Origin of the sequence: Vibrio sp. J1-1, assembly GCF_021728395.1 — a bacterium.
In the GTDB taxonomy this organism is placed as follows: domain Bacteria; phylum Pseudomonadota; class Gammaproteobacteria; order Enterobacterales; family Vibrionaceae; genus Vibrio.
Map to the genome: position 1 here is coordinate 353,262 of NZ_JAKKCM010000001.1, position 26,787 is coordinate 380,048.

Genomic DNA, 26,787 nt, shown 5'->3' on the forward strand with positions numbered 1-26,787 from the left:
AGTTTAAAAGCCACATCTGATGTGGCTTTTTTCGTGCTGTAATAAACTCAACCGATTTATCTTACTGTTTTCAGACTTACCAGTAACGTTCGTAAATGATGTTACCACCAGTATTAGCTCGAAACTTCTCTAAACCGCGCTCTTGTAACACGGGCAAGGTGTCTTTAATCATTCCTGGATTGCCACACAGCATGACAAAGCTACGGTTAGGTGAAAACTCGACATCGGCTTGATTAGAAAGCTCTCCGGAAGCAATTAAGTCTGGAATTCGACCTTGTAACTTACCTTCCACCGTTTCTCGGCTCACTATCGGTACATACTTCAACCGGCCTTCATAGCGCTGTTCTAAGTGCTCAATTAAGTATTTATACACGAGGTCTTTCTCATACCGAACACCATGAACCAAAACAATCTTCTCGTTGTGCGGAAGCAGATTGATGTCGTCTAATAATGACAAGAATGGCCCAATCCCCGTCCCCGTTGAAAGCAACCAAAGATCATGGGCTTGTTTTGGAATCGTATCATGGATCAAGTCGCCGTGGGCCGTCTCACCCACATAGATGCTATCGCCAGTCTTCAACTTTTGCAGCTTCGGCGACAATTGTCCTTGCGGATCCGCGACAATCAAAAACTCCAACCAGTCAAACTGTTCGCTCGGGGCATTCACCACGGAATAAGCGCGGCTGATGAGGTTGCCATTTTCTTCTAACAACGCGAGTTTGGTAAATTGACCAGCTTTAAAGGAAAGTGGAGCGCCAGATACTCTTAAGCTGAACAGCTCATCTGTCCAGTCTATTCGCTTCTCAACTCTGGCGAGATTGAAATTTTTCAGTTCTGCCATGAGACATCTCCCTTTAGCTACTCTCAAATAAACTTACGCTTACAACGTCATTATGTAAAGATTAAACTTTACATAAGCAACCAGTTTATTTCACACTTCGGGAACAATTTTATTACATTCTAAAGAATTACATCTAGAATAAATGCTCAGATTAATAAGTGACTTCACAATTTGTGGCAACGTTGATGAAAAAGGAACAAAGACCATGGACACACAACTAAAAGACTTCCCCGTCGTTACTGAGATCAGAGTTGCTTGGGGAGAAATGGATGCCTTGCAACACGTCAACAACGTCGTTTACTTTCGTTACTTCGAGACAGCACGTCTGGATTATTTTGAAGCGATTAATTTGCTCGTTGACCTACAAACCTCGCAAATTAGCCCTGTTCTGAGTGAAACTCAGTGCCGCTATAAATTACCAGTTACTTACCCAGACACACTACTGATTGGCGCACGAGTGATTGACATGCAGGGAGACCGCATGACTATGGAGTATCAGGTTTTTAGTAAGAAGTGGGGAAAAGTGGTCACCGTCGCAACAGCAACAGGCGTGATGTTTGATTTTAAAAATAATACAAAGACTGAGATTCCAGACAACGTCCGCAAGTCGATTCTGGAACTGGAAGCAACGGTAGGAAATACTCACCACTTAGAGTAATAATCACGTTCAGATTCCCGATTGAGCGCGTTCGTCGCTTTCGGGAATCATTGCCTTATTTGAGCTACTTAACAAAAAGTCTCAATGTACAGCGCTTCAACTTTATCTCTTGCCCATTGTGTCTTACGGAGAAACTTTAGCGACGACTTAATAGACGGATCTTTTTTAAAGCAGTTAACACGAACACGTTCATACATGCCATTCCACCCAAAGTGCTCAACCAAACGGGTGACAATTTTTTCTAAACTCAACCCGTGTAGTGGGTTATTCGGTTGTTCGTTGCTCATGATTTCAATCCAACAATTTATAGGGCGACTTGGCGGGCTAATCTAACTGAAACAAACGTGATACCCAACTATTATTTGTAGCAGACAGAAAACAGCCCGATTGAAAGCGGGCTGTTTTCTGTTCTTCCTGATTAGTTAGCTGGGCCTGGGTTACTTAAAGAACGATTTCACCCACAAAACAATACTGTCCCAAACTTGGCCAAACCACGAGGCAGGTTCAACAGCTTGGTTACTGACCAGTGGATAACTGGCAACGGTTTCATCGTTATTTTTCCATACGACTTTACCAACCACTTCTCCTAGCTCAATTGGCGCCATCAAAGGGTCATTCATTTCAACACTCTTGTCCAAGCCCGCCGTCATTGTGCGAGGTAAGGTCAAATAGGCATCTTGCGGAAAGCTCGCTTCTATTTCACTCACCTTCCCTTTCCAAACTTTAACTTTTGATTCCACCTGTCCCTGTGTGGCCACCTTCTTGGTGTCATAAAAGCGGAAGCCATAACTGAGTATGTTTTTAGACTGACTGATGCGTGCTTGTGGACTCGGTGTTCCCATCACAACAGAGATCAGTCGCATTTTACCTTCAGTGGCTGAGCTGACCAGGCTATATCCCGCATTGCTGGTGTAACCTGTTTTGCCACCATCCACATTTATCGACTTATCCCACAGCAACTTGTTACGGTTGTATTGGGTAATATCGTTCCATTTGAACACCTTTTCATTGTAAAGCGCATAGACATCAGGGACATCGTTGATGATCGATTGCATCAGCGTTGCCATATCCATTGGAGAAGTCTGAATCCCCTCACTATCTAGTCCGTGAGAATTCACAAAGTATGTGTCTTGAAGTCCGAGCTTTTCGGACCAGCCATTCATCAGTGCCACGAATCCACGCTCACTGCCTGCAACATGTTCAGCAAGCGCAACACATGCGTCATTTCCCGATTGAATAATGACACCGCGCATTAAATTCGCAACGCTGATTTCATCTTTCGGTTGGATGAACATTTTTGAGGAGCCGGGAAATTTTTCTGACCACGCATTTTCGCTTACCGTCACTAAATCATCCCAATTGAGTCGACCTTCTTTGATTTCCTGACCCACGACATACGCTGTCATAAGCTTGGTTAAACTTGCAGGTGCTAATCCAGCTCTCCCGTTCTGTTCCGCGATAATGGCTCCCGACTGAAAGTCCATCAACACATACCCTTTTGCCTGTAACTGAGGTGGGTTTGGCGTAACCACTGCAAAGGCAGGTAGGCTCACTAAACAAGTCACGATAATCCATCGAGCCAGTGACACTTTCATTCAACATCCTCCACTATTCGCACTGCACTTTATAGCAACTCTAATGAGCATAGCTCATTCAATCAGTTGCACCAGTCGCTAATCGTTTCATTTTCTTGAACTTACACTGATTTCACGCAAGAGAGTCAATGTCTCATTAGTGACCAGCTCAACTTCGGGTTCTTGGTTAAACCCTCATTTCGAAGTAAAGTAGCGTGCGTAAGGTCTACTAGATGCTGAACCCAACAAGGATATAAAATAATACAATGAATGCTCTATCATTTATCGACTCAGGATTGCACTACACTCCCCACACCTTTAATGTGCCTCTGGATTACCAAGAAGAGAGCAAAGGTACCATTGAAGTCTTTGCGCGTTCGATAAGTTTAGTGGGAGAAGAGGACTCAACAAAACCATGGCTGGTGTACCTACAAGGTGGTCCCGGCTTCCCTTCTCCACGTCAAAATGGCCATAACGGCTGGATAAAGCGAGCACTTCAAGAGCACCGAGTATTACTGCTCGATCAGCGCGGCACGGGAAACAGCTCGGTGATCAATCACCAAACACTGGCGCACCTGACACCACAAGAGCAGGCCGAGTACTTAAGCCATTTCCGAGCAGACAATATTGTTCGCGATGCTGAATTTATACGTCAGCAATTTGGTGTAGAAAAATGGGCGATTTTAGGTCAAAGCTTCGGTGGCTTTTGTTCTTTAACCTATTTATCAATGTTCCCTGAAAGTCTGACTCGAAGCTACATTACTGGAGGCGTGCCATCTGTTTCGCGTCACCCTGACGATGTGTATCAAGCAACGTTTAAACGTACGATGGACAAAAACCTGGCGTTCTTCCAGCAATTTCCTAAAGCGCAACAGCTTTGCCAAGCCATCGCTGATCACCTGCTAGAAAATGAAGAACTCCTACCAAACGGGCAACGTTTTACTGTTGAGCAGTTCCAGCAAATTGGGATTAATTTTGGTGTCAGCGATACCTTCTTGCCAACATATTACTGGCTGGAGAGTGCACTAATAGAGGTAAACGGAAAAGCGCAGCTTCGTTACGAGTTTTTAAGTGACATGCTGGCTCAGCAAAACTTCCAAACCAACCCTATTTACGCCATTTTGCACGAGTCTATATACTGCCAGGGCTTTGCGTCAAATTGGAGTGCACACCGAGTTCGTCAGTCAAACCAAGCGTTTAACTATGAAAAAGGCAAACCTTTCTACTTTACCGGGGAAATGGTTTTCCCATGGATGTTTGACCAATACGTCAACCTAAAACCACTGAAAGAAGCCGCTGAAATTCTGGCAAGCAAAGAGGACTGGTCACCACTTTATGACCAAAACCAACTGGCAGATAACAAAGTTCCAGTAAGTTGCGCAGTTTACGCCGACGATATGTTTGTGGAAATGGACATCAGCCGAGAAACACTCGCTTCCATGCCGAACTCAAAAGCGTGGATCACCAACGAATATGAACACAATGGTCTGCGTGCAGATGGCGAACGCATTCTGGATACCTTAATTGCAATGGGTAACCAAACTGCGGCGAATTTGGCTTAATCAACCCACCGTTGTATATATCAACGCCTTTTCACAATGAAAAGGCGTTTTGCTGTTCTGTACTGGATATCGCGTAAATTCGTTAATCTTTGAACCTTTTTATCATGGACTTAGTGATTACTCGATAGCCCATCTTGTGATAAAAATCTTCTCCTTCGTGGTTAAACGAACCGACGGACACTCCGATTTCCTCAACACCCAGGCTACAAAGCGCACTTTCAATTCTATCCATCAAAGACAAGCCAATTCCCAAGTTTCGATGGCTTTCTGCAACAACGAGCTCATTGATAAAGCCAACATATTTCTCTGGTGAAATGATGGAGTTGAGTTCACGAGTGGTTCCCGAGATAAACCCCACTATGTTACGGTTTGAACAAGCAACAAATGCAGTGATACTGCCATCGAAGTATGTTTCAAAGATATTACGGCTATTCCTAATCTCTGCCATTTCTTCTGGTGAACGATAAAAATCGGGCTCAGCTTGATAGTGCGAAGTATCGAGTTCAACCAAAAGAAGTTTGAGAAGCGGGATATCCTCTTCTCTGAGTCGCCTGATATGAAACTGCTGCATGTCTATGCCCTAACCATTCCGTTGAATTAATTTTTGTTTTTTATCTTACTGTACTGCGCTGAGTGCAATTACGAGCAACTAGGACTCAACAAATTAAACGTACAAATTTCACACAACTCTGTCGAGGGTAACGTCGTCAGTTCCCTTAGGTTTTTGTTGATAATTTGAAGGCCTACAAGGTTTGTAGGTAAGCGACCATCCGTTCTACATCCACACGTTGCAACGAATCAATCGTCATGCTTGTTTGATGTCCGACGGGTTTACCTGTATACCCGACCATTTTAGTCAGGTATACTCCGGACCGTTATAATTTAATGGTCGTCGACCACCTGTTTTATTAAAGCCTGTTTTTTTAAAGGAAATCTCATGAGTCAGTATGTTGTCTGTGCGCTGTACAAGTTTGTGGAACTAGGTAACTATCAAGAGCTACGCGAACCATTGCTTGCGCTGATGGAAAAGAACCAGATTCGTGGCACCCTTCTACTGGCAAGTGAAGGTATCAATGGTACCGTTGCTTCCGATCGCGCGGGTATTGACACGCTGCTTGAATGGCTAAATGCAGAGCCACGTCTTGCAGGTACTGTTTATAAAGAGTCACTTGCAGAGTCACAGCCTTTTAACCGCACTAAAGTAAAACTCAAGAAAGAGATCGTCACTTTAGGCGTAGAAGGCATCGATCCTCGTCATGTGGTTGGCACTTATGTGAAACCAAAAGACTGGAACGATCTGATTGCCGATCCAGAAGTGTTTGTTGTCGATACACGTAATGATTACGAAATTGAGATCGGTACTTTTAAAGGAGCAGTAAATCCAAACACTGAAACTTTCCGCGAATTTCCAGACTACGTGAAAGAAAATATGGATCCGGCAAAGCATAAGAAAATCGCAATGTTCTGTACTGGTGGTATCCGTTGCGAAAAATCAACGGCTTATATGAAAGAGCAAGGCTTTGACGAAGTTTATCACCTTGAAGGCGGCATCCTAAAGTATCTGGAAGAAGTACCACAAGAAGAGAGCATGTGGGAAGGTGATTGCTACGTATTTGATGGCCGTGTGGCGGTAAACCACCAGCTAGAAAAAGCAGACTACGACTTATGTAATGCTTGTCGTCTACCAATCACAGAAGAAGACAAACAATCAGACCTTTACGAACAAGGTGTAAGCTGCCCTAAATGTCACGGTACTCATTCAGAAGAGCAAATTGCTAGATTCCGCGAACGTGAAAAACAAATTTCTTTAGCGGATCAGCGTGGTGAACAGCACGTTGGCGGTGAAAGCGCTAAACAACGAGAAGAGCGACGTGCTGCCAAGCTTGCTCAAAAAGAAGCACAGCGTAATAAGGCATAAGAGCGATTCGTTTCAGTTTAAAGCGAGCTACATTTTAGTGGCTCGCTTCTTCTATTCTCTACCCTAAGAACAATGCCGTTCAATCCCATCCTAAGCACTTCATTAACACCACACACTCTTCGCCCATCAAATAACCCCTCACTTTAAACAACATAAATCCGTTGATCGTCTATCGCTAGCGGCGCGTACAAGCAAAGAACATCGCTCGGGAGCATGTCGTACCCTCAACACAAAAGGAATACATTATGTTGAAACGTATACTTGTTATCACCGCAACTTTAGTTGCGATCTTGTCTTTTTTACTTCCTGTGAAAGCGCATGAGCATGGGATGATGAAAGCGGATATTGTTGATGTCGCCTCTAGTAATGGATCATTCAATACACTTGTCGCAGCCGTGCAAGCAGCTGACTTGGTAGAAACACTGAAAGGAGAAGGGCCTTTTACTGTGTTTGCCCCTACAGACGATGCCTTCGCAAAACTTCCTGAAGGAACAGTAGATATGCTCCTGATGCCAGAAAACAAAGACAAGCTCGTCTCTGTTCTGACCTATCATGTGGTACCAGGAAAAGTAATGGCAGCTGACGTTGTGAAGCTTGATAAAGCAACGACCGTTCAAGGACAAGACGTTATGATAAAAACCATGGGTGATAAAGTCATGATCAACAACGCCAATGTGACCGCAACCGACGTCAAAGCCAAAAACGGCGTCATTCATGTGATTGATACGGTAATTATGCCGAAATAAGTACTTATAAAGGGCGGAGATATTCCGCCCTTAAAAATGACTCAGTTGCTGACAACCAATCTTATGCTCTCAGGTGCAAAGGTGACAACTATCTCGATCTAAGCCATGAGCATCAGCAAGATTTCTCAAGTGTGCTCTGCCCTCTTCACGTCCCATCTCATAACCTTCAAGCAACACAGACTGGCGCATTGATAAACGCTGAACGTGAAAATTATCTGGCGGAGCGATAACGCGGATACGCGCATCTTCTGGCGGATTACGAATAAACGCCAAAGATTCATTATAGTTCTCAGCTCGGCGCAACATGGCTTCGACCATTTTAGGATGTTCTGCAAAAAGCTTCTTGGTGAGCCAGGTCGTTTTTACCGGCTTCTTGGCGTAGTTCAGCGGCTGGGATAGGACGACAGTAATGTCTCGAGCCCCTCTTCGGTAGGCTTCACGAACCGGAATTGAATCAGCAACGCCTCCATCGGTGTAGCAGCCACCAGAAAAACAAGGCGTATGTTTGTATGCGATAGGCAAAGCCGTCGTCGCTTCTAGCGCGTGATGAAAATTTTCCCGATTTACTCGGTAGTAATCAGCTTTTCCCGTATCGACATTGGTAGTGGTCGCATAAAAAGGAATGCCATCAAACAGTTTCTTCTCATCGACTGGGTACAAACGATTAGACTCTTCAAATAACCACTTAACGTCAATGAGATCGCCGCCTTTTATAAAACGAGTTGGGTCAAAGAAACGTTTACAGGTTGCAAGCTTGGTGATGATATTAATGCTGCGATGTGGGTAATCGGTTAAATAACCAATCAGATTGGACGCGCCAGCAGAAACACCGATTGCGAAATCAAAGGGTTTATAATTTTTCTCCATGAATGCGTCTAGTACGCCACTAGCAAAGACGCCTCGCATCGCCCCACCTTCAACCACAATTGCTTTTTTGACCATTTTCCCTCCCCAATACTGTGGTTAAAATAGTATTGAAAGTAAGGCAATAGAAACAATTGGTTATGCTTATTATTTAGATAGGTGATTCCTATACCAGCGCCAAATTTGGCGGAGAAATATAACCAGTCACAATGCCCAAACCTCAAATAAGAATAGTTGGATTAAGAAAAGACGCTCTTATAGGCTTCCGCAGCCCCATCAATCAGCATTTGAGTACCGATAACTGCCAAAATCAGACCCATCATTTTAGTCACAACATTAAGCGCACTAGGACCAACCGCTTTCACTAACTTATCGCCAAATAAGAACAAGATATACGTGATAATACAAAGCACAGCAAATGAAACAATGGTAATAATCGTTTGATCAAATCCACCTGCTGTAGCAAAGTTCATCGCCGTTGCAATGGTTCCAGGGCCAGCCAGTATTGGCATCGCAAGAGGTGAAACCGCAACGCTTAAAGCCGCTTGTTGCTGAGCAGGCGAGTAAGCCTTTTCTTTAGTTTTTTGGTGAGTTGTGTCACCTTGCAGCATGTTGTAGCCAATCAAAAAGACCAGAATTCCGCCAGTAATACGCAGGGCATAAAGCGTAATACCAAATAAATCGAAAATCAGCTTCCCTGCAATTGAAAACACCGCAACGATGATAAAGGCAATGAATACGGAGCGCAGCGCTATGGAGCGAACCGTTTCTCTATCTTCATCTGCCGTTAAGCTTAAGAATATTGGGATATTCGCGATAGGGTTCATGATGGCAAAGAACCCCATAAACACCGTTACTGTGTGAACGATTAACTCTTGCATCCTTTTACCGCATGTAATTCATTGATTTTAAGTCAGTATATACCTATGTATTCGGATTTGCCTGATTCCCGTTCCTCGCTAGTAAAACTTATGGTTTAAGACTCACTTTTTCTTTTGAGAGAGTTTACCCAGCCGTCAAATGCCGATAAGGTGAAGTTCACGAATTAAGAGAACAATAACAAAGGATGTTAAGTCATCATGAACAGCACGATTCAAACCATACTCAGCCACCGCTCGATTAGAAAATTCAGCCCACAACCCATCGAAAAAAAACAACTGGACACAATAATTCAAGCAGGTCTGGCTGCCTCCTCTTCAAGCATGTTGCAAGTCGTTTCTATTATCCGAGTCACCGACTCTGAGAAACGCGCACAATTGGCACAATACGCTGGTAACCAAGCTTACGTAGCAAGTGCAGCGGAGTTTTTGGTGTTCTGCATTGATTATCAGCGTCACGCGGAAATCAACCCTCAAGTTCAAGCCGACTTTACGGAATTAACGCTTATTGGTGCGGTTGACTCCGGCATCATGGCGCAAAACTGTCTATTGGCGGCAGAATCAATGGGACTAGGAGGCGTTTACATTGGAGGCTTAAGAAATAAAGCCCAAGACGTTGATGAGTTACTCGGCTTACCTGCCAATACTGCCATTTTGTTTGGTATGTGTCTTGGTCACCCAGAGCAAAACCCTGAAGTTAAACCTCGCTTACCTGCGAAAGTTATTGTGCACGAAAATCAGTATCAACCTTTAAATCTAGAAGACATAAAGACTTACGACCAAAGCATGCACGATTACTACGCCACACGCTCCAGTAATCAGAAGCAAAGCACCTGGTCTGAGGAAGTCACGACGAAATTAGCCGGAGAGTCTCGCCCGCATATTTTGCCGTATTTAAATAGCAAAGGGTTAGCGAAACGATAAATTAAATGGAACGATGGCCCTGCCAATCAAGGTGGGGCTTTGTTTTTAATAAGATCTCATCACCTGCTCCCTGATTTTCGTTTGCCAGCCACTCAGCCGTCGCCTATGATAAACGAGCTCTGGCCTACAGCTCCCAACACTCGCGGAAAGAACTCGGTTCACGGCAATTTAGCTTCCCTGCACTATTGGCAGGCTCTGCCGGACGAAACACCAAATGCGATTGTCTCTCTGTTATAGCAACGGGTTAGATTGTCTACCCAATATGCCTAGCGTGCTCAAGCGCCATTTACAGGAACTTCCCCATTCGATATCAGGACTGAGCTTCACCCAGCGTCTCGCATTAGATGCACTAAAGAAACAAAGTAACCCGATTTCAGTAAGTAAGTGGTTCCAGCTTTATCAGAAGATCGAACCTTTGCCTTATCTGGGTGATGCCATGTTCTATGCACTGATTCTTCCTCTAGCGACGAATGAAAGTCCTCTGGTAGCAATAGACTCACCAGAAAAAAGTTGGTGGGAACAGCAAGTGTGCATCACTCAGCATGGAATACACTGTTTAAACGGTCAGGTTAAATTTGCTCAACAGTATTGGGTTGGTGGAATTCCAAACAACAACAAAAGCCGTTGGGATTGGGATCATCTACAGCTATCTAGCCTGTCCAATGTACAATGTTGATACGGCGCTGAATTTACCAACTTAGTAGCTAAAGATAACAGAGCGATGCTAATAGTTAGATAAATGTGTTGCTCTCATTATCTACTATTAATGCGCATTATATAAACAAGTTTCAGTTGCATATTTAGTCCCGTGTTAATTAGGGTGAATAATCACTAGTTCAATATGCAACCAAAACAAAAACCACCATAGTGTAACAATAGGTGAGCACTAGTTTTATACTCGATAAAAATGTTAAAAAACAGCCTTTGACACCAACCCGTACGTTAATTTAGTGTTAATGTAACATTTTTTATGGTGACCGTGGTCACATCTACCGACCAAGAATCGGTTTTTCCTTTCGTGTTTTTTCACTCCGCTGCTAACCTGCACGCCACTTTGAAGTGAACTCAGAGTGCATAACTATAAGGAGTGTTCTCATGAATACCAAGAAACCGATGTCGCTTACTAGCCGTGTTATTTTCGGTATGGTTGCGGGTATCTTGACAGGATTTGCAATTCGCACACTTTTTGCCGACAACGGATTTGTCGACGCATACATTGTTAATGGACTATTTGAAGTTGGTGGACAGATCTTCGTCGCCAGCTTGAAGATGCTAGTAGTACCTCTGGTGTTTGTATCACTGGTTTGCGGTACTAGCTCTCTTAAAGACCTATCAACCTTAGGGCGCATGGGCGGTAAAACCCTAGCTTTATACATTGCAACAACAGCGGTCGCTATCACACTCGCTCTGACGATGGGCACAGTGTTTCAGCCAGGTGCTGGTGCTGACCTTACAGCGGTAAGCTCATTCAAGTCATCAGAAGCACCGTCTTTGGGTCAGGTGATCATCGGTATGTTCCCGACTAACCCGATCAGTGCAATGGCTGAAGGTAAAACGCTTCAAGTTATCGTGTTCGCCGTTTTATTTGGTATCGCGATCAGCGCGGCAGGTAAGCCAGGTGAGCGTATCGCTGCATTCTTCTCAGACTTGAATGAAGTGATCATGAAGCTGGTTGCTATTTTGATGAACCTTGCACCGTTCGGTGTGTTCTTCCTGATGGCGAAGCTGTTTACTGGTCTTGGTCTGGGTGCGATCCTAAACCTAGCCGAGTACTTTATCGTTCTAGCTGGCACACTACTGCTCCACGGTCTGGTAACGTACAGCCTAATGTTGAAAGGGTTTACTGGTCTTAGCCCAATTACCTTCCTGCGGAAAATGGAAGATGCTGTGATGTTTGCGTTCTCTACTGCATCATCGAACGCAACCATTCCTGTTACTATGGAAACAGCAAAACACCGCATGGGTGTTGAAAACCGTGTGTCTTCATTCACTGTACCACTTGGTGCAACCGTGAATATGGATGGAACGGCGATCATGCAAGGTGTTGCTACAGCGTTTATCGCACAGGCATTCAACATTGATTTAACCATGGGTGACTACCTGATGGTTATCATGACGGCGACTCTGGCATCCATCGGTACTGCTGGTGTCCCTGGTGTTGGCCTTGTTATGCTAGCGATGGTACTAAACCAAGTAGGCTTGCCTCTGGAAGGTATCGCTCTGATTATGGGTGTTGACCGTCTGCTGGATATGATTCGTACCGCAGTAAACATTACTGGTGATAGCGCAGTAACGGTTATTGTTGCTAAATCAGAAGGTGCATTGGATGAAGCTCGCTTCAACGATCCAATGGCCGGCGCAGCCGAAGAAGAAGTGCATCTTAAACGCGCTGACGCTTAAACCGTTCTACGGTTATCCTGTCTAAAACAAAGCCCCGATGGAAACATCGGGGCTTTGTTTATTGAGAGCAATTTTATTGAGAAAGGTTTATTAAGCAAGCTTAAAGTCTATTCGTCGTTAGCCATTGAATTCAGCTTCGCTCTGGCTTGTTCTTCATGCTCTGGCGTAATAGCGTTACCCACCGTGTTCGCGGCCAATGTTAGCGCTGCCATATCATCAGTAAATCCGACACCAGCGAGCACATCTGGTACCATATCAGTTGGAAGTACGAAATACGCTAGCGCTCCGCCAAGAATCGCTTTATGGCGCACGGAGGTATTGGCGTCTGTCATCGCGAGCCAGGATTTAATCCCCATAACAGCAAGCTCTTCACCCGCTTTCTTGACCGATCTTTTCATCTTGTGCCAAAACGTTTTTTCATCTGGCACTTTTAGCGTGTCATCAACGGCGTCATTAGGCGCCGATTTTAAAGACATAGCTGTAGTCATCATTGCCTCCAGTAGTTATGACGATCGCAATAATAGTAATGAGACGAATCTGAACACAACATTAACGGTCAGGCTTTACTAAAATGAAAAGTAAGATGAGTACAAAGAAAAGCCCCCAAACCTAAGTCTGGGGGCTGATTTTTTAATCTGGATTGAAAGCCCAGCACTAGCTTTTTAACTAATAGCCAATAGCTTACGGTTTCTCTCTGCCTACAAACGCAACCACTACCTTGTCATCGCCTAATGAACGGGAAAAGACGTACGCTCCATCCTGAGCGATGACATGATGCTTACCCGCGCCAATCGCAGGGTGTGCTTTACGGAACTGACCAAGCGTTTGCCAATGCTTAAGTAACGATTGTTTCTCGTCAGTAAGCTCCCATACCATGTCAGAGCGAGTACCTTGATGGAAGTCATCCGCATACGGACCAATGTTACGCCCAACTTCATCACCATAATAGACCTGTACTGCACCAGGACTTAACAACAGCGCATTCGCTGCGTTACGCTGCATGGCGTAGTCTTTGAAGCGCGAGAAGAACAACTCGGTGTCGTGGGAGGACATATAGCTGACCGGGTTAAAGTCTTTCTCGTTGGCGATGGTATCAGCATAGCTTTGGTAGGTTTCGGCCATTAGACTAAAACAGGCCGCGCCTTTATCCAGCTTCTTCTGCATATCAAAGTTAATCAGCGCATCGAAACCATCGTCAAAATAAGGACTGCGGTACGCGGTATGTCCCCATACTTCGCCCATCATCCAAAATGGTTGGCCCAATTTTCTGTTCTCTTCACGCCATTGCTCTAAGCTCTGAGATGCTTCTTTTTTCAGGCGTTTCCACACTTCACCTTCGACATGTTTTACGGTGTCTACACGATAACCATCAATCCCAAAGCGTTTCACCCAATCAGTTTGCCACTCAATTAAGTAGTCCGATACGGTGTAATTGTCACGCGCCTTAACACGCGTACCCGGGTTATCAAGTAGCCATTGTGGTGGTGTGACGCCTTGCTCTGCTTCCGTGATAAAGTCCGGCAGCCCAGCAAGCGACATGGTTATGTCACTGCTGCCCGGCTCAGAGTACCCCGGCAAACCAGCTCGGACCCAATCACCGCCCCACCAGTTAACCCAGTTAGGGCTTTGGTAATCCACGAATTGGTGGTAGCTGTGCCAGTTCTCTCCACTCTTCGGTTGCCAGTCTCCCCACTTTTCAGGTAAATCAGCACCCGGCTTTAGAACTTCGATGCCATCAAACTGTAAATCCGCTAGTGTAGAGTAACCGGTGTGGTTGATGACAGCATCCAGCAGCACTTTAAGGCCACGTTTATGCGCTTCTTCCACCAGCGTCTTTAAGTCATCTTCACTGCCAAAGTTTTCGTCAATCTTAGTAAAATCACGCGTCCAGTAGCCGTGATAGGCATAAAAAGGGAACGAGCCACTGTCGCCACCGCCAACAAAACCGTGTACCTGCTCAACAATCGGCGATAGCCAAATGGCATCTGTCCCCAAGCTTTTGATGTAATCCAACTTCTCAATCACCCCTTTGAGATCACCACCGTGAAAGGTACCGATTTCTTCTTTACCGTCTTTTTTACGACCATAACTATTGTCATTGCTGCTATCGGCGTTATTGAATCTATCGACCATCACAAAGTAGATGTTGGCATTGCGGTAATCAAACGGTACCGCTTGTTTGGTTGTTTTAAGCGGTTCGAGCAATACGATACCGCCAGAAGCTTTGTCAGGCGTCAGAGAGACTTGTTGATTTTTAACATGGACAACCTGTCCAGAATACGCATCGCGTAATTTGGTGCCATCAGGGAAACTATCCCCCAACGCAATGGAAACTTCGCCACCTTGGTATGCTTCACATTGGACTGTTGGGATGGGGCGTTTGAACTCGGTTTTTGCGGCTTTCTTGGGTTCTCGTTTGAACAGAAGCGTTTTTGCCTGCTCATCGTAGGCAAATGAGTAATCTCCGCTAAAACGTATTTTCAGCGGCAGTTCTGTCGGTTCACCACAGTTTAACGAAATGGGCGTATTGAATTTTACGTTCTGTCCGTCCGGAGCAGCACAGCTTCCCTCAATACCGGTTATTTTTAACGTGTAACCATCTTTAGTCAGTGGCACAACTAAAGGCTGTTCGGTACTTAGTGGAAAGTCGCGGCTGTTCGTTGTGGTAGATATGGTGATATTGGGTTCAGCAATAGCGCTTGCCGAGGCGAGTAACAATGTCGTCGTGATCAGATTCAGTTTCATCGTTCCATCCATTGATTGCGTATGTAACCCACGCAAATTTATTAGTTTTATTCACACTAATAGTAAATGGACGAAAATTTGAGCACATCATTCTAATAGACTACGCCCTAAAGCTTGGATGAGCTCACATTTTTGCTCTATCAAGGCGTAGTTCGATTTTTCTACAACTGAACCCCGCCCAAGTTCCGCATTTGATTCATCGTCCATCTGGTGCGGCGCTGAGTATAGTTACTTTGCGGGTAAACTTTTATGCGATAAGGATTAGGTAGTACTACGGCTAATTGTGCCGCCTGCCACTTCGACAGTCTCTCCGAGCTTACGCCAAAATAGGTCTGAGCAGCGGCTTCCGCACCAAATATGCCCGGGCCAAATTCAACCACATTTAGGTAGACCTCCAGAATGCGTTCTTTGCTCCACATGGCTTCCATAAGCAGAGCAAAGTAAAGCTCATAAGCCTTGCGCACATAAGAATGAGCAGGAAACAGAAAGACATTTTTGGCTGTTTGTTGCGTAATCGTGCTAGCACCTCGAGAAGGGCCATTTTCGCCCGCATTTGCTATCACGTTGAACAGAGACTCAAAATCGACCCCATAGTGAGTCGGGAACTTCTGGTCTTCTGTTGCAATCACAGCAAGCTGTATATTCTTGGAGATTTGTGACAAAGGCACCCACTCATGCTGACTGTGTTCAGGATAGCTTGTTGGAGGTGAGACAAGACGACTGAGCTTCCAGCCCCAAATTGGAGGATCAACAAACTTTACCGCTCCGACGAGAACAGCAGGGGCAAGTAACAGTACCAACACGAATTTAATTAGAAATGACTTTAACCTTTTGAGCATTCTCAGTATCCCGACAACTCACCGCTTTAAAAGCAAGCGATCAAGATTGCCGTATTCTGCAAAGAACAACAAGTTTCGGAGGTTAAAATTAGGTCAAAAAAAGCCCGATTTACATTGTAAAGCGGGCTTGATGTTTTCAGAGACTATTATTTAGCAAGCTTGTAGAACAAGGTCGATAAAGGTGGAAGACGAAGCCCCAGTGATTGTGGAAGCGACTCACTTTCGATCGATTCAGTCTCGACACTGTTGAGAACTTTGAAGCCACTGCCGTCGTATTTGCTGTCATCTGTATTAAGCAGAAGTTCGTATTTCCCTTCATTCGGAACGCCTACGCGGAACTTCTCGTGCGGTACAGGCGTGAAGTTGGTGATAACCAAAATACGCTCACCGTCCTGACTAATACGCTCATGTGCTAAAATACTCGCATCAGCTTCATCTTGAAGACGCCACTCGAAGCCAGCGGGAACACAATCCTGATCGTGCAAAGCTGGCTCAGTACGGTAAAGGTGGTTCAGGTCACGAGTCAGATCTTGAACCCCTTTGTGACGTTCAAACTCTAACAAGAACCATTGCAGTTGATCATCATGGTTCCACTCTGCTGTTTGACCTAATTCTGCGCCCATAAAATTGAGCTTCTTACCTGGTTGACCGTACATGTAACCATAGTAGGCCCGTAAGTTTGCAGTTTGTTGCCACTCGTCACCCGGCATCTTATTGTGGATAGAAGCTTTACCATACACCACTTCATCATGCGACAAAGACAACACGTAATTTTCGCTGTGTGCATAAATAAGCGGAAATGTGATGGTATTGTGATGGTATTTGCGGTGAACAGGATCTTCTTGTACATATGAGAGGCTATCGTGCATCCAACCCATATTCCACTTAAATCCAAAGCCTAGGCCACCCATGAATGTTGGTGCCGATACACCAGGGAATGCTGTAGACTCTTCGGCAATCGTCATGGCATTCGGGAAGTGTTTATACACCTCCTCGTTCATCCATTTTAGTGTCGCAATCGCGTCATAGTTTTCGTTGCCGCCATCGACATTCGGAATCCACTGGTCATGACTTCGTGAGTAATCAAGATAGATCATGGAAGCAACGGCATCGACTCGAATACCATCGATACGGAATTGCTCGAACCAGTACAACGCATTCGCGACTAAGAAGCGACGGACATGCTCACGGCCGACATCATAGATATACGAGTTCCAATCCTGGTGCCAGCCACGACGCGGGTCAGGATCGTGGAACAAAGGTGTACCATCAAAGTTCGCCAAACCGTGATCGTCTGATGGGAAGTGCGCAGGTACCCAATCGAGAACCACACCAATACCCGCTTGGTGACAGGCATCAACAAAGTATTTGAAGTCATCTGGCGATCCATAGCGACTGGTTGGAGCAAACAGTCCCACTGGCTGGTAGCCCCAAGAACCATAGAATGGATGTTCAGAAACTGGCATCAGCTCAACGTGGGTATACTCCATGTCAACTAAGTATGGCACTAAGTGTTCAGCCAGTTCACGGTAGTTAAGAAACTCACCCTGCTCATTACGTTTCCAAGAGCCAGCGTGAAGCTCATAGAAAGACAACGCTTCATGACGCTTTTCCGTTACAGGGCGGCTTTGCCATTGAGCATCCTGCCATTGGTAGCGATTGTGGTCATAAGTGATGGAGGCAAATGACGGGTACTGCTCAGAATAAAAGCCCCAAGGGTCTTGCTTATGCGGTAGCCCTTCACCGTGCGGACCTTTAAGTTCGTATTTGTATTGTACGCCCTCTTCTAAGCCAGGAACGAACAAGCCCCAAATACCGTAATCGAGGCGTTGCATTGGCTGACGACGGCCATCCCACTGGTTAAATCCACCGATTAAACTCACGGCTGAAGCGTGTGGTGCGTAAACGAGGAAACGAACGCCAGAGATATGTTCACCTCCACGTTCTAGCGTGACAAAGTGCGCCCCCATGTAGTGGTACATGTCTTTCGGTGTGTGTAGATGTTCGTACTCTTGGTAAATATTGTGGTATTGGTATGGGTCGTCAATGATCTGTTCAACGCCATTCCAATCTACTGCTAAGCGGTAATGTGTGAGGTGTAAATCGCGTTTTTCTTTGAGAATAAATCCGCTTTCACTTTCTCGTTCAAGGGCAACTCTTGGCTCCCCTTCAATCAGTAATTCAACTTTATCTGCGCCTGGCATCCAGACTCTTAGGTAACCTTCACCATCATCAATAAACGGTCCAAGCGTTGCAAATGGATCAGAGTAAGAAGCCTGAGCTAGCAGTTCATAGGCACGTTCATGCTTTTTCTTTGTTCTCTTTATTTTATTTGTTTTCGTGTTTTTCAAACCTTTCTCCCTAAAACCAATATCCACCTTAAATAAACCGAGTTTAGGTAAATATTGGTTTGCACAGCCAACATTGTAAACTTACTAAAATGCACTGCTTTGAACGTCAATGTTTGTAAGCAGCATCAAAATACGAAAATGCCCGCTATTATTGCGGGCATAATAACAGTACTCCATCCTAACGGATTGTTTTTATAGAATGAGTGACCTAGATGGGAATTTCTTGCCTCAAAGCAAACAAATTTATAATCCGCTCGCTTGTCTACTCACTCTATCACTCCTTACTTACTTGCCTGAGCACGGACTTCCGTTAAACGTTTTGCAACTCGATTCACATCTTCACGACTGAAAATTTCGTCAAGATTCATCGACAGTTTACGACGCCAGTTTGGATATTCATCCACAGTACCCGGGATATTGACCGGTTGATCCATCTCTAACCAGTCTTCTAACTGAACGCTAAGTAGAGCTGAGTCACCCGCTGCAACATGCACTTGAAGCGCTTCGCTCAAGTACGAATCCATTGGAACGTACTGCGCATCGTGACCAATGCCTTCTGGCATATAACCATGCCAGCGAACGCTATCCAGAATACCTTGCTTACACTTCAAACGATCAGCAAACAGCTCTTCTAGTTGCTCTTCATCTGGGTACAAACCGATTTCACGGCCCATCTTCAAGTCATCACAGTGCCAAAAACCGCGTAACGTTGGCATATCGTGCGTACATAGTGCCGCCATAGATTGCTCAGCGTAATGCTTCGGAGAAATGAAACCGCCGTCGTCTTTTGATGTTTCGAAGAAAAATACCTTGTATGAGTGCACACCAGCATCGCGAAGAATATCCACGATTTCATCTGGCACTGTACCTAAGTCTTCACCAATAACTGAACATTGATGACGATGTGATTCAAGCGCTAAGATTGCTAGCATGTCTTCGACTGGGTAGTACAGGTAAGCCCCTTCCGTCGCCTTTTCACCTTTTGGAATCCACCACAGACGTAGTAAACCAAGTACATGGTCAATACGTAGTGAACCACAGTGCTTCATGTTGGCACGCAGTAGCTGGATGTAGGCATCGTAACCAGTAGCCTCAAGTACTTGTGGATTCAACGGAGGTAAACCCCAGTTTTGACCGAGAGGCCCTAGTACATCTGGTGGCGCACCAATACTTGCGTCCAGAACTAAGTTGCCTTCGTCAGCCCAGGTTTCGCTGCCAGAATCTGCCACACCGACTGCAAGATCACGGTACAGACCCACAGACATGCCTTTTTCTTCTGCAAGTGCTTGTGCTTCTTTGATTTGATCATCGGCGATCCACTGTAAGTACATATACAGGTGGACGCGGTCTTTTTGATCTTTAATGTATTTCTGTGTCCCCGCTGACTCGAATGTACGGTACTTCTCAGGGAATACAGGCCAGCCCCACATATTTGCATCTTCTGCATGCAGATCAGCATGAAGTGCATCAAATGTAGCTTGGTGTAATAAGCTATCACCACCTTTCTCTACGAACTCTAAGAATGCGCGAGCACGATCGGTATTCTTATCTAAATGACGAGCTTTAAACTCGCTAAATAGAAGCGGCAACACACTCATCTTAAGCGCAGATACTTCTGTGTAATTTACCCAGTGAGAGTCTCGCGCTTTTTGCAGGCGTTGCTGGAATTCAGCACTACCAACTTGTTGCTGCGCTTCTGCACTCAGGGCGAATTCAGGTACTGATACCACATCAATGTACATAATGTTCAACCAGCGGCGTGAAGATGGGCTGTACGGGCTCGCACCTTCCGGGTTAGCTGGGAACAGAGAGTGAATTGGGTTCAAGCCAATGAAGTCACCGCCACGAGATGCGATGTCACTAACCAACTGTTTGAGATCGCCGAAGTCTCCGATACCCCAGTTGTGCTGAGTACGCAACGTGTAAAGCTGGATACTTGGACCCCAAAGCTTTTTGTGTTGAGCAAGCGCATCTTGTTTGTAGCACGCTTTTGGAGTGATGATCAGCGACATTTCGTAAGGCGTTTTACGACGCTTACGATTGATGATCAGTTTGTGGTAACCCCATGCCAAATTCTTTGGCAATGCAAACACTAGAGGGCCACCCTCAGCACGTTCATCACGAACAATTTGAGACTGAAGATAGCCTTCAAGTACCTCTCCTTGTTCTGTTTCTAAACGCCAGCTGAATTCACTCTCACGAGCACTCGTACCTAGGTTTAGTTCCACTTCGACAGGCTCACCGTCGCGTAAAACAAGAACAGGGGCTAGTACGTCTTTCTTATGCTTCTTCTCAGCAGAAGCTAATAGTTTTTCATCGCTGCTAGTATCGTAGCCAAGTGAAGCGAGCAAACGGCGCAGAGTCTCATCAGACACTTTAGCCTCATCTCCCCATGCACTGACGTAACTGTCAGCCAATCTCGCCATTGCCGCGACTTTCTTTAATGCTGTTTGTTCTTTCATCGCTTTCTCCGAAGGTAATGCAAACACCTTCCATGTAGGGTTTTATTTTTATCAATAACTTATATTTACAAATGACCAAGGTAGCGCTGGGCTACCTTGATCTTTACTTATCTTATTAACGGTGAACCGCTTCTAGTTTCCAGATGTTGTTCACATAGTCTCGAATTGAGCGGTCTGACGTGAACTTACCAACAAGAGCTGTATTAAGGATGGCTTTCTTAGCCCAACCAGCTTGGTCTTTGTATTGCTCGCCCATATCTTCATGCGCTTTCACATATGATGCGAAGTCTGCAAGACATAGGTATGGATCGCCGCCATCAAGTAAGCTGTCGTACGTTGCGCGCAATAGACCCGGTTGACCTGGTGTGAACTCTTCACCAAGAAGTAGATCCATTGAAGCTTTTAGTAAATGGTCCGCATTGTAGTAATCAAATGGGTTGTAGCCTTGAGCTTTCAGCGCTTTCACCCCTTCAACATCCAGACCAAAGATGTAGATGTTCTCGTCACCCACTTCTTCACGAATCTCAACGTTCGCACCATCCATTGTACCGATAGTCAGGGCACCGTTTAGCGCCATCTTCATGTTACCAGTACCTGATGCTTCTTTACCTGCTAGCGAGATTTGTTGTGATACATCCGCCGCAGGAATGATGATTTCTGCCATGCTCACACGGTAGTCAGGGATGAACACTACTTTAAGCTTGTTACCGATACGAGGGTCGTTGTTGATCTTCTCTGCAATCTTGTTGATTGCGAAAATGATTTCTTTCGCTAGGTGGTAGCCCGGTGCTGCTTTCGCTGCGAAGAACACAACACGTGGTACACACTCAAAACCAGGCTCGTTAAGGATGCGATGGTAAAGCGACAATACATGCAGAAGATCTAGGTGTTGGCGCTTGTATTCGTGCAGACGCTTGATTTGAACATCGAAGATCGCATTAGTATCCAGCTCGATACCCATGTTATCTTTCACCCAGTTAGCTAGGCGTGCTTTGTTCTCTTTCTTCACTGCCATGAATTCTTTTTGGAATTTCTCGTCAGTTGCGTATTTAGCGATACCTTCTAGTAGCTCTAGCTTCGCTGGCCATTCGCTGCCAATCTTTTCAGTAATTAACGTCGACAGGCCTGGGTTACAGAACTTCAACCAACGACGCGGAGTGATACCGTTCGTCACGTTATGTAGACGTGTTGGGTACAGCTCGTGGAACTCTGGGAACAGGTCTTTCTTAACCAATTCAGAGTGAAGTGCTGCTACACCGTTAACTGCGTATGAACCGATTACGCTCAAGTTAGCCATACGAACCATGCGGTGGAAGCCGTCTTCGATGATCGACAGTTTCTGTTGTTTCGCAACGTCACCCGGCCATTTAGCACGAACTTCCTGTAGGAAGCGATGGTTGATTTCGTAAATGATCTCCATGTGGCGTGGTAGCAGGTGCTGAATTAGCGACTCTGGCCATGTCTCTAGTGCTTCTGGAAGTAGCGTGTGGTTTGTATACGCGAAGGTATGCGAGCTGATTTCCCAAGCCGCTTCCCAAGTTAGACCTTTTTCGTCTACAAGGATGCGCATTAGTTCAGGGATAGCAATCGTTGGGTGCGTATCGTTAAGTTGAATCGTCTCTTGCTTCGGTAGATCCGCTAGCGAGTAACCTGCTGCTTCGTGACGACGCAAGATATCGCGTACAGACGCAGCAGAGTGGAAGTACTGTTGCATTAGACGAAGTGTTTTACCTTTCTCGTGGTTGTCGTTCGGGTAAAGCACTTTAGTGATGTTACCAGCGTCGATAAGCGCGTGCTGAGCTTCGAAGTAATCACCGTTGTTAAAACTCGCTAGTGAGAATGGCGCAATCGCCTGACATTCCCAAAGACGTAGCGGGTAAACCGTATCTGATTCATAACCTACGATAGGCAGATCCCAAGGCATTGCTTTTACAGACATGCCAGGAACCCATTTGCGAACTTCTTTACCATCCACATTGACCACTTCAACGTGACCGTAGAATCCGATTTCTTGTGCAAGCTCTGGGCGAGCAACTTCCCATGGGTAACCTTCAACACCACGCCATGCGTCTGGTGCTTCTTGTTGGCGACCATCTTTGAACGACTGTTTAAACAGACCGTATTCGTAGTGAAGGCCGTAACCAACTGTTGGGAATTCTTGAGCAGCACATGAATCCATGAAACATGCAGCTAGACGACCAAGACCACCGTTACCTAGTGATGGGTCGCGCTCTTCTTCCAGAAGGTCAGTTAAGTTGTGACCAAGTTCAGCCATTGCTTCTGTTACTTGCTCGTACAGACCCATGCTGATTAAATTATTGCCCGTTAAACGGCCGATTAGAAATTCTAGTGAAAGGTAGTTAACGCTCTTCGCTTGTTGGATGCGAGGATCAGTTTCAGTAGCAAGTAAATCAAAAGTAGTGAACTCAGCGAGTGCTTGACCCATTGCTAGGTACCATGCGCGGCTGTCTGCGTTTTCAACAGTATGTGCGTAAGTCACTGACAAGTGTTTTTTAACGCTGTCTTGAAACGATTTTTTGTCAAATTTTTTTTGCTGTGTAGGTTTCATTACGAAATTCTCACGTCTTTTAGTAATTCATCTGCCATACATCGTGCATTTAGCGCTGTGAATAAACATCCTCCTAATTCTCCTCCTTTGAAGGAGGAGGAATGAGGGCGTAGAGGGGGGTACCACCTAGCAGTTAGTGATCTAAATCGCAACAAAGCTTAATCCGCTCCGCTTCTTAGTGATTCCGATCACAGGCGAACATGAGAAATGGCTAAAATTCACCCATAATGTTTTTTAAGGCACTGACAATCTATGATGTGAATTTTGTCTTAGCGATCACATTATCCTTGTTCACAAAAGTAAAAATCATTGAACTACCGTGCAAAAGACACTAGTACTTACCAAAAACCAGAACAAATAAGTGACCAAACTCACAAATAAAGGGCGTAGTTGGTGCTATTCCCATCATCTAGTGAGAATTAGGAAGTTGATCAAAGTAAGGTGTATTAGCGATATCGTAACATCCCACTCGACTTGTATTTTTTGTTTACTTTTTAAACAAACCAAGATTTGGTGACGAAAACCGTTTTCAGATTTAGCTAGCTTACATTAATTAAGGACATAACGAATAATGTGGATTCCATCTAAGCTCACTCGCCCAGGCCGGTTACATAACGCCATCGTGCGCCCACGAGTGCTGGACTTACTGCAACAAGCGCCTTATTACAAACTGGTTTTGTTTCGCTCACCTGCCGGTTACGGTAAAACAACAATGGCTGCCCAGTGGCTGTCGGATAAGCCTAATGTTGGCTGGTATAGTATTGATGACAGCGATAATGACGGCTTCCGTTTTGTCAATTACCTATTGCAGGCATTAAACAAAGCAACAAACTTCAGTTGTTCTAATGCACAAAAACTGGCGGAAAAACGACAAATTTCCTCTTTACGCTCACTTTACAGTGAACTGTTTGCCGAAATGGCTGACTTTCATCAGGAATGTTATGTGGTACTCGATGACTATCACGTAATTACCAATGATGAGATTCATGAGTCGATGCGTTTCTTTTTAAAGCACATGCCGGATAACCTTACTGTGGTCGTTACAAGCCGTGCTACACCGCCTTTAGGCACTGCAAACCTACGAGTGCGTGACTTAATGATCGAAATCGGCAACGACATGTTAGCCTTCGATACGGAAGAAACGACCCGCTTCTTTAACCAGCGCATCGCTGACGGTATTGATGAAGACATGGCCAATAGCCTCAGAACATATGTCGAAGGCTGGCCTTCTGCATTACAACTTATCGCTCTGCAGGCGCAGCATCAAAACCGTACCTTGGCGCAAACGGTGGAGTCTGTTTCTCAGTTCAATCATGCACATTTATGGGATTACTTGGTAGAAGAAGTATTTGATCTGCTCGATCATGAAACTCGCCAATTCCTGATGCAGGTTTCGGTTCTGGATCATTTCAACGACGAGTTGGTATTCGCCTTAACTCAGCGCGAAGATGCGCTCGGGATGATCGAATCTCTGAATCGCTACGGCCTATTTATTTACCCTCTGGAGGGGGGGCATAACTGGTTCCGATTCCACAACTTGTTTGGGGAGTTTTTGTCTCATGAACGTCAGGCTCGCATTCCTCAGCAAGAAAAAGATCTACACCGCAATGCCGCGTTAGCATGGTTGCAACAGAAATCGCCTCACCAAGCGATTCACCACGCTCAGAAATCTGACGACAAAGATTTAGTGGTTAAAATTCTCAACGAATTTGGCTGGAAAATGTTTAACCAAGGCGAACTAAGCACCTTGGAAAATGCCATTCATCAACTTGACTCAGAATTGCTGTTTAGTCATCCAAAACTGACCATGTTACGCGCATGGCTAGCTCAAAGTCAGCACCGTTATAATCAGGTTGGTCAGTTACTTGAAGAAGCAGAAACGGAGCACCAAAAACGCAATATTGAGCTGGATGTCCACTATCAAGGGCAGGCCAATGCGCTACTTGCTCAGGTCGCGATTAACAGTAACCAACCAGAAAAAGCACTAGAGTTAGCAGAACTCGCACTCAGTGAACTCGATCACACTATCTATCGCAGCCGAATCGTGGCGACCTCTGTTGTAGGTGAAGTCAACCACGTGCTTGGTATACTCGATCGTGCTTTGCCAATGATGCAGCAAACAGAAAAACTGGCTCGCCAGTATCAGGTTTACCACCAAGCGTTATGGGCAATTTTACAGCAAAGTGAAATATTGATAGCTCAAGGTTATGTTCAAGCCGCCTTTGAACTGCAAGATTCTGGTTTCCGTCTGATAGAAGAGCATCAGCTTCAACACGTGCCACTGCATGAATTTTTACTGCGTATTCGAGCACAAGTGCTTTGGTGCTGGAATCGCCTAGATGAAGCCGAAGACTGTGCTTATAAGGGATTACAGATCTTAGAAAATCATTCTCCAAGCAAGCACTTACATAGCTACTCAATGCTTGCACGTATCGCCATTGGTCGTGGAGAGCTAGACAAAGCAGGTAAGTTTATTGAGCATATTCAACACTTGATGAAACAATCGACCTACCACGTAGACTGGACGGCGAATGCATCATTGTCCCTCATCCTATTTTGGCAAGCTCGCGGCAATACGGACGCAATACAAGAGTGGCTCAATAGTGCGGTTCGTCCAGAATCTGCCTGTAACCACTTTTGTCAACTGCAATGGCGTAATATTGCTCGTGCGCATATTAATCTCGGCCAATATGACGAAGCTCGCCAAGCGTTGAATTTCCTACAAAGCGAAGCGTATCGCAGTAACTTAGTCACTGACACGAACCGAAACTTGATTGTCGAAGCGGTGTTAGCAGCGCGTCAGAAAGATGAAGATAAAGCGAAAACCTTACTTAAAGAAGCATTAGTGATGACCAACCAGACAGGTATGGTTGGAAACTTCTTGATTGATGGCGCAACCATTGGTGGTTTGTTAGAGAAGCTCAGCCTGCGCCATGAATTGGGAGATTTAGAACGTCACCGAGCACAGCAACTGATGAAAGACATTTCATCAAATCAGCGCAGCCGCTCCATTCACTTCGATGAAGAGTTCATCGAGAACTTGGTGAACCATCCGAACGTGCCAGAGTTAGTGCGTACTAGCCCGCTAACTCAGCGTGAGTGGCAGGTGCTTGGATTGATTTACTCTGGATTTAGTAATGAACAAATTGCTCAGGAGCTCGATGTCGCTGGGACAACCATTAAAACCCATATTCGAAATCTGTATCAGAAGCTGAACATAGCGAACCGTAAGGAAGCGATTATCACGGCAGAAAATCTACTGCAATTGATGGGTTACTAGAAGAGTTAATCCACTCAAAAACTTAAAATTAAGGGTTGGCGTAAAAGCGTCAGCCCTTTTTATTTAGCTTATCCCTTCAGAAATTCACTAAATAACCTGAGCTCTGGTTAAGTAAAAACCTTTTATTCAGACAAAAAAATAGCCAATCGCAATAATCGCGATTGGCTGATATTTAA

At 45.2% G+C, this 26,787-nt stretch carries 20 protein-coding genes; 8 read left to right on the forward strand and 12 right to left on the reverse strand.

Annotation, left to right across the window (positions count from 1 at the left end; genetic code table 11):
- Positions 1-76: 76 nt before the first annotated feature.
- Positions 77-841, reverse strand: a complete 765-nt coding sequence (locus L3V31_RS01615; protein WP_237314157.1) for a ferredoxin--NADP reductase — start codon at positions 839-841, stop codon at positions 77-79.
- Positions 842-1,046: 205 nt separating this feature from the next.
- Here L3V31_RS01615 and L3V31_RS01620 point away from each other — a divergent pair, with 205 nt between their 5' ends.
- Positions 1,047-1,499, forward strand: a complete 453-nt coding sequence (locus L3V31_RS01620; protein ID WP_237314158.1) for a thioesterase family protein — start codon at positions 1,047-1,049, stop codon at positions 1,497-1,499.
- A gap of 68 nt (positions 1,500-1,567) precedes the next feature.
- On the opposite strand, the gene L3V31_RS01625 is transcribed toward L3V31_RS01620, so the two are convergent.
- A complete protein-coding gene (locus L3V31_RS01625) occupies positions 1,568-1,786 on the reverse strand; it encodes a VF530 family protein (RefSeq protein WP_014234972.1) in 219 nt (72 codons plus the stop codon).
- 150 nt (positions 1,787-1,936) lie between these two features.
- On the reverse strand, positions 1,937-3,094 hold the full coding sequence (locus L3V31_RS01630) for a D-alanyl-D-alanine carboxypeptidase family protein (protein WP_237314160.1): 1,158 nt from the start codon (positions 3,092-3,094) through the stop codon (positions 1,937-1,939).
- Between the two features lie 245 nt (positions 3,095-3,339).
- On the opposite strand from L3V31_RS01630, the gene L3V31_RS01635 reads away from it, so the two are divergent.
- Complete coding sequence (locus L3V31_RS01635) at positions 3,340-4,635, forward strand: alpha/beta fold hydrolase (RefSeq protein WP_237314162.1); 1,296 nt, start codon at positions 3,340-3,342, stop codon at positions 4,633-4,635.
- Positions 4,636-4,717: 82 nt separating this feature from the next.
- Here the strand turns inward: L3V31_RS01635 and L3V31_RS01640 are convergent, their stop codons facing one another.
- Positions 4,718-5,206, reverse strand: coding sequence for a GNAT family N-acetyltransferase (locus L3V31_RS01640; RefSeq protein ID WP_237314164.1), 489 nt, complete (start codon positions 5,204-5,206; stop codon positions 4,718-4,720).
- A gap of 366 nt (positions 5,207-5,572) precedes the next feature.
- Here L3V31_RS01640 and L3V31_RS01645 point away from each other — a divergent pair, with 366 nt between their 5' ends.
- Complete coding sequence (locus tag L3V31_RS01645) at positions 5,573-6,553, forward strand: rhodanese-related sulfurtransferase (protein ID WP_237314166.1); 981 nt, start codon at positions 5,573-5,575, stop codon at positions 6,551-6,553.
- A 245-nt stretch (positions 6,554-6,798) separates the two neighbouring features.
- Positions 6,799-7,299 (forward strand): fasciclin domain-containing protein, encoded by a 501-nt coding sequence (locus L3V31_RS01650; protein WP_237314168.1) that lies wholly within the window; start codon positions 6,799-6,801, stop codon positions 7,297-7,299.
- Between the two features lie 69 nt (positions 7,300-7,368).
- Here the strand turns inward: L3V31_RS01650 and L3V31_RS01655 are convergent, their stop codons facing one another.
- Positions 7,369-8,241 carry a patatin family protein gene (locus L3V31_RS01655; protein WP_237314169.1) on the reverse strand — a complete coding sequence of 291 codons (873 nt, stop codon included), beginning with the start codon at positions 8,239-8,241 and terminating at the stop codon, positions 7,369-7,371.
- A 161-nt stretch (positions 8,242-8,402) separates the two neighbouring features.
- Positions 8,403-9,044, reverse strand: a complete 642-nt coding sequence (locus L3V31_RS01660) for a MarC family protein (protein ID WP_237314171.1) — start codon at positions 9,042-9,044, stop codon at positions 8,403-8,405.
- Positions 9,045-9,242: 198 nt separating this feature from the next.
- On the opposite strand from L3V31_RS01660, the gene nfsA reads away from it, so the two are divergent.
- The 3 genes from nfsA (at position 9,243) to L3V31_RS01675 (ending at position 12,365) form a co-directional block, all read left to right on the forward strand.
- Positions 9,243-9,965: an oxygen-insensitive NADPH nitroreductase gene (nfsA, locus tag L3V31_RS01665; RefSeq protein ID WP_237314173.1), complete on the forward strand. Its 723-nt coding sequence runs from the start codon at positions 9,243-9,245 to the stop codon at positions 9,963-9,965.
- A gap of 214 nt (positions 9,966-10,179) precedes the next feature.
- Positions 10,180-10,641: a hypothetical protein gene (locus L3V31_RS01670; RefSeq protein ID WP_237314175.1), complete on the forward strand. Its 462-nt coding sequence runs from the start codon at positions 10,180-10,182 to the stop codon at positions 10,639-10,641.
- A 419-nt stretch (positions 10,642-11,060) separates the two neighbouring features.
- Positions 11,061-12,365, forward strand: coding sequence for a dicarboxylate/amino acid:cation symporter (locus L3V31_RS01675; protein ID WP_237314177.1), 1,305 nt, complete (start codon positions 11,061-11,063; stop codon positions 12,363-12,365).
- Between the two features lie 107 nt (positions 12,366-12,472).
- Here the strand turns inward: L3V31_RS01675 and L3V31_RS01680 are convergent, their stop codons facing one another.
- The 6 genes from L3V31_RS01680 to L3V31_RS01705 all read right to left on the reverse strand — a co-directional run bounded on the left by L3V31_RS01680 (position 12,473) and on the right by L3V31_RS01705 (position 23,331).
- Positions 12,473-12,853, reverse strand: coding sequence for a YkvA family protein (locus L3V31_RS01680; protein WP_237314178.1), 381 nt, complete (start codon positions 12,851-12,853; stop codon positions 12,473-12,475).
- A gap of 193 nt (positions 12,854-13,046) precedes the next feature.
- A complete protein-coding gene (locus L3V31_RS01685; RefSeq protein WP_237314180.1) occupies positions 13,047-15,110 on the reverse strand; it encodes an alpha-amylase in 2,064 nt (687 codons plus the stop codon).
- A 161-nt stretch (positions 15,111-15,271) separates the two neighbouring features.
- Entirely contained in the window at positions 15,272-15,949 is a 678-nt protein-coding gene (mtgA, locus tag L3V31_RS01690) for a monofunctional biosynthetic peptidoglycan transglycosylase (protein ID WP_237314182.1), read from the reverse strand.
- 146 nt (positions 15,950-16,095) lie between these two features.
- Positions 16,096-18,300, reverse strand: coding sequence for a 1,4-alpha-glucan branching protein GlgB (glgB, locus tag L3V31_RS01695; protein WP_237314184.1), 2,205 nt, complete (start codon positions 18,298-18,300; stop codon positions 16,096-16,098).
- A 281-nt stretch (positions 18,301-18,581) separates the two neighbouring features.
- On the reverse strand, positions 18,582-20,762 hold the full coding sequence (gene malQ, locus L3V31_RS01700; RefSeq protein WP_237314186.1) for a 4-alpha-glucanotransferase: 2,181 nt from the start codon (positions 20,760-20,762) through the stop codon (positions 18,582-18,584).
- A 115-nt stretch (positions 20,763-20,877) separates the two neighbouring features.
- On the reverse strand, positions 20,878-23,331 hold the full coding sequence (locus L3V31_RS01705) for a glycogen/starch/alpha-glucan phosphorylase (RefSeq protein ID WP_237314188.1): 2,454 nt from the start codon (positions 23,329-23,331) through the stop codon (positions 20,878-20,880).
- Between the two features lie 571 nt (positions 23,332-23,902).
- Here L3V31_RS01705 and malT point away from each other — a divergent pair.
- The gene (gene malT, locus L3V31_RS01710; protein ID WP_237314190.1) at positions 23,903-26,611 is read left to right on the forward strand and encodes an HTH-type transcriptional regulator MalT; all 2,709 of its coding nucleotides are present in this window, start codon (positions 23,903-23,905) and stop codon (positions 26,609-26,611) included.
- Positions 26,612-26,787: the final 176 nt, after the last annotated feature.